Source organism: Fulvivirga sp., assembly GCF_040220315.1.
GTDB lineage: Bacteria > Bacteroidota > Bacteroidia > Cytophagales > Cyclobacteriaceae > Fulvivirga.
Window position 1 is genome coordinate 1 of sequence record NZ_JAVJUY010000382.1, and the last position, 9,086, is coordinate 9,086.

Annotated in this window: 11 protein-coding genes; 4 read left to right on the plus strand and 7 right to left on the minus strand. The window is 33.1% G+C overall.

Annotation, left to right across the window (positions count from 1 at the left end; genetic code table 11):
* The 6 genes from RLO81_RS19700 to RLO81_RS19725 form a co-directional block, all read right to left on the minus strand.
* A partial coding sequence (locus RLO81_RS19700; RefSeq protein WP_350115946.1) for a CocE/NonD family hydrolase occupies window positions 1-1,603 on the minus strand: 1,603 nt, incomplete at its 3' end.
* Between the two features lie 24 nt (window positions 1,604-1,627).
* Window positions 1,628-2,410: a hypothetical protein gene (locus RLO81_RS19705; RefSeq protein WP_350115949.1), complete on the minus strand. Its 783-nt coding sequence runs from the start codon at window positions 2,408-2,410 to the stop codon at window positions 1,628-1,630.
* Window positions 2,411-2,433: 23 nt separating this feature from the next.
* Window positions 2,434-2,946 carry a GNAT family N-acetyltransferase gene (locus RLO81_RS19710; protein WP_350115952.1) on the minus strand — a complete coding sequence of 171 codons (513 nt, stop codon included), beginning with the start codon at window positions 2,944-2,946 and terminating at the stop codon, window positions 2,434-2,436.
* 33 nt (window positions 2,947-2,979) lie between these two features.
* Window positions 2,980-3,864 carry a hypothetical protein gene (locus RLO81_RS19715; protein WP_350115955.1) on the minus strand — a complete coding sequence of 295 codons (885 nt, stop codon included), beginning with the start codon at window positions 3,862-3,864 and terminating at the stop codon, window positions 2,980-2,982.
* Window positions 3,865-4,053: 189 nt separating this feature from the next.
* Entirely contained in the window at window positions 4,054-4,458 is a 405-nt protein-coding gene (locus RLO81_RS19720; RefSeq protein WP_350115958.1) for a helix-turn-helix domain-containing protein, read from the minus strand.
* 45 nt (window positions 4,459-4,503) lie between these two features.
* Complete coding sequence (locus tag RLO81_RS19725) at window positions 4,504-5,055, minus strand: carboxymuconolactone decarboxylase family protein (protein WP_350115961.1); 552 nt, start codon at window positions 5,053-5,055, stop codon at window positions 4,504-4,506.
* A gap of 62 nt (window positions 5,056-5,117) precedes the next feature.
* On the opposite strand from RLO81_RS19725, the gene RLO81_RS19730 reads away from it, so the two are divergent.
* From RLO81_RS19730 to RLO81_RS19745, 4 genes are all read left to right on the plus strand, one after another.
* Window positions 5,118-5,744, plus strand: a complete 627-nt coding sequence (locus RLO81_RS19730) for a TetR/AcrR family transcriptional regulator (RefSeq protein WP_350115964.1) — start codon at window positions 5,118-5,120, stop codon at window positions 5,742-5,744.
* 331 nt (window positions 5,745-6,075) lie between these two features.
* Window positions 6,076-7,170, plus strand: a complete 1,095-nt coding sequence (locus RLO81_RS19735; RefSeq protein WP_350115967.1) for an alpha/beta hydrolase family protein — start codon at window positions 6,076-6,078, stop codon at window positions 7,168-7,170.
* Window positions 7,171-7,210: 40 nt separating this feature from the next.
* The gene (locus tag RLO81_RS19740; protein WP_350115969.1) at window positions 7,211-7,795 is read left to right on the plus strand and encodes a TlpA family protein disulfide reductase; all 585 of its coding nucleotides are present in this window, start codon (window positions 7,211-7,213) and stop codon (window positions 7,793-7,795) included.
* Between the two features lie 66 nt (window positions 7,796-7,861).
* Window positions 7,862-8,665, plus strand: a complete 804-nt coding sequence (locus tag RLO81_RS19745; RefSeq protein ID WP_350115972.1) for an arylamine N-acetyltransferase family protein — start codon at window positions 7,862-7,864, stop codon at window positions 8,663-8,665.
* Window positions 8,666-8,687: 22 nt separating this feature from the next.
* On the opposite strand, the gene RLO81_RS19750 is transcribed toward RLO81_RS19745, so the two are convergent.
* On the minus strand, window positions 8,688-9,065 hold the full coding sequence (locus tag RLO81_RS19750; RefSeq protein ID WP_350115974.1) for a VOC family protein: 378 nt from the start codon (window positions 9,063-9,065) through the stop codon (window positions 8,688-8,690).
* Window positions 9,066-9,086 lie beyond the last annotated feature (21 nt).

A 9,086-nucleotide genomic window follows, 5' to 3' on the forward strand; every position in this document is an offset into this window, starting at 1 on the left:
TAGTTGGGTTCTTTCCGGAACCATAATTTATAATTTCAAAGGGATGTTTATTTGTATTTAGTATTACTACTAGCTGGCTGCCACGACTTATCTTTTTACTTATTATATGTGATGCATTTAAAGGAATAAATTCTTGTTTATAGGGTTTTAATAATTGACGTTTTGTATTGTCATTAGCATAACTAGCTCGACCAACATAACGCGAAAGGAAAAAGTATTTACCGCTTGGCATTTTTTCGTAAAATGATATTGACAGATCAAAATCCTTTTTATTAGTTTCTATTTTAAGTTTACCAGTAAACGCCCCACTAATTATGAAATCCTCATTAAAAGTTTGAGATTTATAAATGATACCATTACTGGCATCTAGAGTATCGATTATCAAAGTTGGTTGGAAGTAATTATTTATTTTTTCACGATCTGATAAATCAATAACTTGTTTTATGAAGGTCTCTTGAGAACCTATATTTTTCGATAATTTATTATTTACCAAAAATAACCTTAACGTGTCTGAAGCAATTGAACAAAGTGATGATTTGTGCTGCCATTGATTCATTCCCATTACTTGGTAATTCACCTTATCTTTTAATATTTCAGGTTTTTTTTCAACCTTTAACTGCCAGTCCATCCAATCAAGAGCCAAATTTCTCATACTTAAATTTGCTACAGAGTCTATTTCATAACCTCGAAGATTACTTGCTGCATTTGCTTGACCCCCCCAGTGGTCGTAAGGACCTATAACTAGGTAGTGTTGGTTGGATCGGTTGTATTTGTTGTGCAGCTTAAAATATCTAATTGCTGATATCTGAGACCCATCAAAATATCCAGTTGTTGTAAGAACTGGAATATCAATATTAGCGTACTCTTCTGGTGTTGGGACAAGTGTGCTCCAATATGTGTCATACGCTGGATGATTCAGCCACTCTTGGAAGAACTTGTTAGTGTAGCCAATTGCACTATCTAATCTACTGTAAGCATAGCCTTTTTCGAACCAAGTCCAATACAGGGATGGATCAATAGCCTGTTTCTTCAGTATTTGTGAATGAGCCCAACCTAATTCAAATCCTAATTGAACGTTATTTTGCATTGGAAAATCATATCCAGGCATAACTGCAACTTGAGGTACGATAGTTTTTAATGCAGGATGTAGTTTTTTAGCAGCTGACCACTGTGAAAATCCTGTGTAGCTTCCACCAAACATACCTACTTCTCCATTGCACCACTCCTGTTTGCTTATCCAATCGATGACATCATAAATATCTTTTTGTTCATGTTTGTAAGGTGAATAATTAGTAATATTTGTTCTAATGCCACGAGCATAAACAACAATTCCAACATAATCTCTATCAGCTGAAATCTTAGCAAAATATATATCTTTTTCTCCTTGAAAATAGGTAGTATAAAAAAGTATTACTGGAAGTGGTTCAGTAATACTTTTCTTATACATAATTCTTGCTGAAAGATTATAGCCACTACTCGTAGGTATTGTAATACTGTCCTTATAGTTGTAAACTATTGAGTCTACTTGGCCTTTAGAAAGGCAAAAAGTAAAAAGAAATATAAATGATAGGGCGATATGCTTTGTTTTAATTATTTGTCTCATTTATGATAATATTAATTATAAAAGTTATCGGTTGAACTCCCTAATTATTGAGCCTCTTTCATCAAGGAAGTGAATGCCAGAATTACCATCCTTCTGAACGAACAATTTCATCCTAACTCTCCCTTCATCATCGCGTAAGTTAATTACAGCATCATCTTGCTCATCTTTCTCAATAGAAATGCGAGACTTTAATTGCCATATTTCTTCAAATCGTTTGGGGTTACTTTTTTTAAATTCTGAGATCTTGTTGGCTAAGATATCCTCGGTGTCGTTTGGAGACACACCCATTTCGCTTAATGCCTCCAGAATGTGTATTTGTGGTCGCTGGTGAATGTAAAATCCTGTGCGAGAGATAGAATCGTTTTTGATAAAATGACTGACTGTCACAACCTCATCCTGTTGGTTACCATCAAATGCTAAATGTCTCATTCCTTGCTGCCAGTCTGAATTTAAGTTATTGGAAAAAGCCATTCCACCAACTTCGTCACCTTGACCATCAAAAAAAATAATATTAGGTGTATTTCTGTTTGAAACACCTTTTAGTTCAACATTGTCGAATGTTGGATTTGGTGAGGTCTTAGAATTTGATAAACTGATAGCCAATCCGCCATCATTTTCTACAATATCTAATCTTTCAACGGAGAGGTAATAAACTTTTAATGAATCTTGTTTGACTAATCGTCCATTATCTGTAGCTGAGTAGGATTCTGAATTTAAGTAAAATAGAACCGCTACAAGTACTACTGTATTTACTAATGCATATAACTTTAACCAATTCAATTGACTCTTAATTCTTTTTGTTTCCATTTTTTAATTATTGATTATCGTAATTACCAGGGCAATCCATTGAGATCTATTTGATTCGGATATTTATAGCCAGAGTTTGAACGGAGCATTGTATTAGCTCCCCAGAGTTTTTTGCCATCAGATTGGTTAAAGTAGACAGGACAATTAACTAAATACCAATCCAATTTTTCATAATATGGAATCAGCGTATCAGCGCAAAGTAGTAATCCAAATTTACTCCTCATCTCATCAAAAATAAAGTGCTCGGTATCCTTTAGCAGTTTGGCTGAAAGACCTTTCCCTCTGAAGTTTTTAAGTGTTATTACATTGTTAATTCCTGCAATCTTTACCATATCGTCATCCATAATAACTTCTCTTTCAACAATATTATAGAAGGCCGCTAAAGTCGAATTCTGAGAGTAAATTAATGTCCAATCGGGAATTGCCCATTGCGTATTCTTTACGATTGGAATATGGCCAAACTCAGCATCAATATTCTTATTCAGATGTTGTTTTGTAAAACTATCTAGGTCTTTATATTCTATTATGTCAATCATAGTGAATGATTAATTTTATTAATAACACACCAACTATTTTGAATCTCCTATTTTGGGCAATTCTGGAAATGGATAAAGTTCTTCTATATCAAAACCACCAGCCTTAAATGATTGTACTTCAAATGTGTGTACCCTCTTTTCATCTAAATGGTCAAAAGGAACAACTTCAATTTTTTGAGGCAGAATTATACCACCTTCGTACTCTTTATAATCTCGGTATAATGCTGTTCCATAGAAATTATTAGGAGTCCACATATAGTTGTGCCTTATTGTATATGTGGTTCTTTCAACTCTTCCATTTTTTGAATTGACATATACAATGTATTGATCATGTTCATTAGGGTAGAGGCTTTCCCATGTAGCAAAAATTTTATGATAGTTTACACCCTCTATTTCCTCATTTCCCATGTAGGTAATAATATCGGCATTCAGTAATCTTACAGGCAATTCCATAAAATACTGCATTGTTGGAATGATGAATTCAATGTCATCATCTTCGATTTTAACCGGAGAATTTCCTACCTCATATTTATAGAGTTGCCATGACTGAATTCCGTAGGTATGATTTTTTAATTCTCCTTCAAGCCAAGTTACCTGGCTATCAAATGTATTGAAGACCATTCTATACTCTATTAAAGCACCATTATCACCCGGCCAGGGGTTAATATCCATCATATATTGCTTATTCCACTTATCAGTTGCCGTTAATGAATAAACTTTGTTTTCGTTGAGCTTCATTAAATTTTGATTGTCGATTGCGTGCATTAATAATGACTTGCCCCTGTTTACATTTTCCAATGAAAGTCCATTCTGTCGCAGGTCATCATTTCTTAAATCTTTGGGACTGCACCCTAAAAGCAAGAAATGTATGACAAGAAAATGAGTTAGATTAAATAATATTTTATAGAACGTTATCATTGGTTAAGTAGAATTAATTGTTCGACAATCTTATTTAATTTACCAATTAGGTTGATGATATTTTGTGCCATTTTCTTGAACATACTTCGTATAAACACTACATAAAGAAATTATTTCTAAGAAGTGAAATATGAGCTTTAATTGATATTATGATCTTTTCCTATTGACAAGATTGAGTAAATTTTTGACTTAGATTTTCAAAGGCTTGAATGAAAAATCGGAATGCGCAGGTTCGAATTCATGCTTCAATGAAATATTAAGTGTGTATTTTCTTTTTTGAGTAATTCTTAATCTCCTCCATCTATTTTTTGCGTGTAGGTAGGAGCTAGAGCTGCAGTAGCCTAAGGCATAAGCCACGTCCTTCGTTTTATATTTACACTGTATCTCAAGAGTCTTAGAAAGTTCCATTTTGACCTGTGATAAAAGCTTTCTATATGTCATGCCCTCCTGGCTTAACCTACGTTGTAAGCTTCTATTACTTAAGCATAACTGATTTGCTATTTGATTAAGTGTAGGGTTTTTAAATCTAAATGACTTCAGGATTTGTTTTCTTACCAATGAGGTAAAAGGTTTTAATCTGTTTGATTTCTGCATAGTTGAAATGATTGAAGGGAGACAACTAAAGGTAATGGCACTGCATTATTGCCCTGATTCCTTTCTCTGACACAAATTGTCATCACCAATTCCGAGTGGTTTAACAAGCCGATTAAGGAAATTCTCTACAGATGCACAATAGGTGATTTCTATTATTTCATTGTCGGTCCATTGTTGCTTTAAATTCAAAAACGTCTCATCGTCAACAGAGACATTATTAGTTAGTTCTTCAACGTACTGCAAAGCAGCCTTTTCACTTAAGGAAAAATTTTGACTCGTTTTAATAGTTGATAATTCAGTCATTTTTTTTCGGGGAACATCTAAATCTTGTGCTTTATAATCTGAAACATCCATACAAAATGTACACCCGTTTAGATATGCCACATATTTTTGTATTATGATTTGGAATTGAGGAGAAAGCGAATGTTTTTTTTCGATGTCCAACATTTTTTTTACCAATAACATAACTTTAGGGAAACGTGAGTAAATGACTTTTGCAACCGAAGTGACCTTTCCTAATTCTCTTTTTATGAACCAAAATCCTATTTTGGCCAACAGCTTTTTAGGCCGTTCAATTGGTTTTATTCTATGTTCCATAATTACAAGATGAATGATTAGGTCAAGTCTACTAAATTATAATTATTAGGTCAAGTTTACTAATGAAAAAAACCTCAGATAAAATATTGATTTCTGCACTTAACCTTTTCAATGAATTCGGTTTTGGTTCGGTTACACTACGGCAGATTGCTGGTGATTTGAATATTAGTCAGGGTAATTTGAATTATCACTTTCTTAAAAAGGAAGATATTGTCACCAGTTTATATGATAAATTTTCTGATGAAATTGAGGGGTTGGTTCAAGAAAGGCTCAAAGAAAATACACTCAACCTTCAAGAGATTGGGGTATTCCTAAATGAAGTGATGGAACTTTTTTTAAAATACCGATTTATATTTCTTGATTTCGCTAGGCTAATGCAGGAGTACCCTAAAATTAAAGCTCGCTATGTTGTACTAGTTGAAGTTAGGGTCGAGCAATTTTCCGCTCAGTTAAAAGAATTGTCAGAAAGGGGTATTTTAAGGCCAGAAGCATTTCCCGGTCAATTCAGAAATCTTTATAAAAAAATTCAAATTCTAACGGATTTTTGGATTTCCTATAAGTCATTAGAGGGTAAGTTTGATGCAGCTGACATACAAAAATCCTATCTGCAAATGATACAGGAAACTATATTCCCTCATATGAGCGATGAATATCAAAAAGAGTGGATATCCACCCTTTCAAACTATTAACATACTCAATTCATTAACAAAACAATCTTCCAATTCTAACAATCGACCTGCAATACTCATTACCTTATAAAATATATTTCTCTTAAGGTTTCTTAACAAAGCTTGAATAAAATTCCTTCACATAATTTTATTTCTGCAGAGTTTAAATCGACCGTTACTCAATACTAACTTTTGGATAAAACAAACAATTGATCCTTTGTGAAAAAATAATTACGAAGGATATTTTGGCATAAAAAATCAACACATAGAATTTTTGTTTGATTAAGGTTGCTTAACGATTTGGCTAATTAAATTTTCAGCTTTATTCCATCATAATTAATACTTTAAAACTATGATTAATCTGAAATGTACATTTTTACTAAGTAGTCTAATACTATGTTCAACACACTCATCGGCACAACAAGAAAAAGTAGATAGTCTTCAATTCATTTCCGAAGACATAATAATTCAAAATAATGAAGAAAAGATTGAACTAGGGGGAACAATTACTTATCCCAATAAAAGCGATATGCAATACCCCGCTGTTATATTATTATCAGGGAGTGGGCCACAAGATAGAAATTCAGAATTAGCAGGACATAAACCATTTTTATCAATTGCTAATCACTTAACTGAAAGGGATATTGTTGTATTAAGAATGGATGATCGTGGAGTTGGAGAATCTACAGGGTCTAAGAATGTTAGTTTTGGGAATCTTCTTTCTGATGTCAACATTATGTTAGATTATCTGAAGAAGCAGGATTTTGTAGACTCGGACAATATTGGATTGATTGGACATAGTCTCGGAGGAATTATTGCACCTATGGCTGCAATAGACCATCCTGACAAAGTTAATTTCATCATTACTCTCGCTGGACCGAGTATTACAGGCAAGGAACTAATGCTCTTGCAAAAGCAGACAGTAGAAACGAAGATGGGGATCGATGAGGAAACTGTAAAAAGTGGTAATAAGAAAATTAGTGGTGCTTATGACTTGATGTTAGTCGAGACTGACATTTCTATATTAAGGGAAAAGCTAACTACCTATTTTCAAGATAATTATAAAGATGAGATACCTGAAGCTTTTATAAGCACAGTTATTGATCAGCTTACCACACCTTGGTTTATAGAATTTATAAGAAGCAACCCTAAGAAAACAATTGAAAATCTTAATTGTCCTGCTCTCTTTATCTATGGCGATAGTGATGTACAAGTACCTGCCAAAGAAAACTCAAATTCTATTTTAGAAATCGCTCAACATAAAAATAACATTAAAGCAGTCACGCTAGCAAAGCATAATCACTTATTTCAGATTAGTGAAACTGGATTACCAACAGAGTATGCTACTATAAAAGAAGGAATTTCAAATGAAGCATTGGAATTGATCACTAGCTGGATTTTAGAAATAACAAAAACCTCGGCAAAATATCACTCAGAGAAAAATTGATTATTTAATTCGAAAATCTTGAAAAACTATAAACGTCAAAATGATAAGTAGCATAAGGAATTTAAGATACCTTTTAAAATTGGATAGCACTGCCCTAACTGTAATTGTTTTATTATTTCTGATTAAGGGAAATGCCTATTCACAGAACATTTCATTTGAGCGAGACCACTCGGGGAACCCAATTTTAGATCAACAATTTGTTGATACTGTAATTAACAAAACCAAATTCAAAAAAATAGATGGTGATTATTTGGCCCTAGAGGATTTCAAAGGCAAAGTTATTGTGATTGATTTATGGCAAACATGGTGCGGACCATGCATTATAGCATTTAAAGGATTGCAAGATGCAAAATTGAAATATCCTGACAAGTTAGAAATAATAGCTGCATCACCTGAATGGGCAGATAAAGAAGGAAAAATTAAAAGATTTATAAAAAAGAATAACTATTCTTTCCAGTTTATCTGGGCAGGTGAATTGGAGAAAATTTTATCATTAAAATCTATTCCATATAAAATAATTATTGATGAAAATGGGAATTTAATCACTACAAAGTCTGACTCTGGAGGACAAAAAGAAGAGTTTCTTTTGATAGAAAAGATATTGATAAATCATTCTGATCGTTGAATAAATTTAGACTACATCAATAATATAGTAATTGAATATCCGCTTCATAATCAAATTAGTTAATAAATGACTACTAAATCCATTAGTCAATACTTAGAAAGGATTGGGCTCCATGACTCAAAAACTGGCTTAGAGTCTCTGATAAAGCTCCAACAACATCATATAGAAAACATACCCTTTGAAAACCTAGATGTAGTGGTTGGAAGAGAAATTGACCTTGATCGATCATATTTATATAATAAAATTATACATAGAGGAAGAGGAGGGTACTGCTTTGAATTAAATCTACTTTACGCTGAATTGCTAGCTGCACTTGGGTTTACAACATATCCTGTATTGGGTAGAGTATGGCTACGTAATCCTCCCAGTAGACCCCCGCGAAATCATTTGGCTCATTTAGTTAAAGTGAATAGCGACCTTTATATTACTGATGTTGGATTTGGGGGTTTAGCACCAAGAATTCCACTAAACATTCATGATACATCCATCAAAAATGACAATGATGGTGAGGTAAGAATACAGTCCTTAATAAATGGTGAGTTTATGATTCAAAGACGATCCGATAATGGCTGGGCAAACCAATATAGCTTTGAGCTTGCTGAAATAAGTGAAGATGACATAAAAATATCAAACTTTTATATGTCTAGAAACCCTGCATCACACTTTTACAAAGATAGATTCATAGGTAAATTTAATGCTCAAGGTCGAATTGGCCTTTTTAATAATAAATTCTCAAAGAGGAATGGTATCAACGTGGTATCTACAGATGTCGTTAATTACGGAGATGAATGGATCGAAAAACTGAGAAGTGAATTCAATATCGAGTTAGACTTCTCAAATGATGAATATGATATTTTATTCGAGCGATGATATAATCTAAATTTTCGTCATTCTAATTAATTCTCCATGGCGGATTGAGTCTGTTTTTACCTCCATAAAATAATATTAATTGATTTCCATCAGGATCTTTTAATCTGGCTTCTCGCCATAACCATCTTTTGTCGATAGGTAGTTCATCGAACTGAATACCTTTTTGTACTAAAGATGCTACTTCTTCATCTAGGTTGTTCGATTCAAAATAAATTGAAACCCCTGAATTTGAACATAATTCATTCACTTTATGTAGTGAAAAACTGCTATCTCCTGTAGGACATTCAAATCTCACATAATTAGGTAAAGCATCTACAATGAGGTTGAAACCCAACTTCTTATAGAATTTTACTGACTTATCAAGGTCTTTAGATGGAAGCGTTACTTGATTTAGATTCATTTACAGTGAGATTAATTTTAA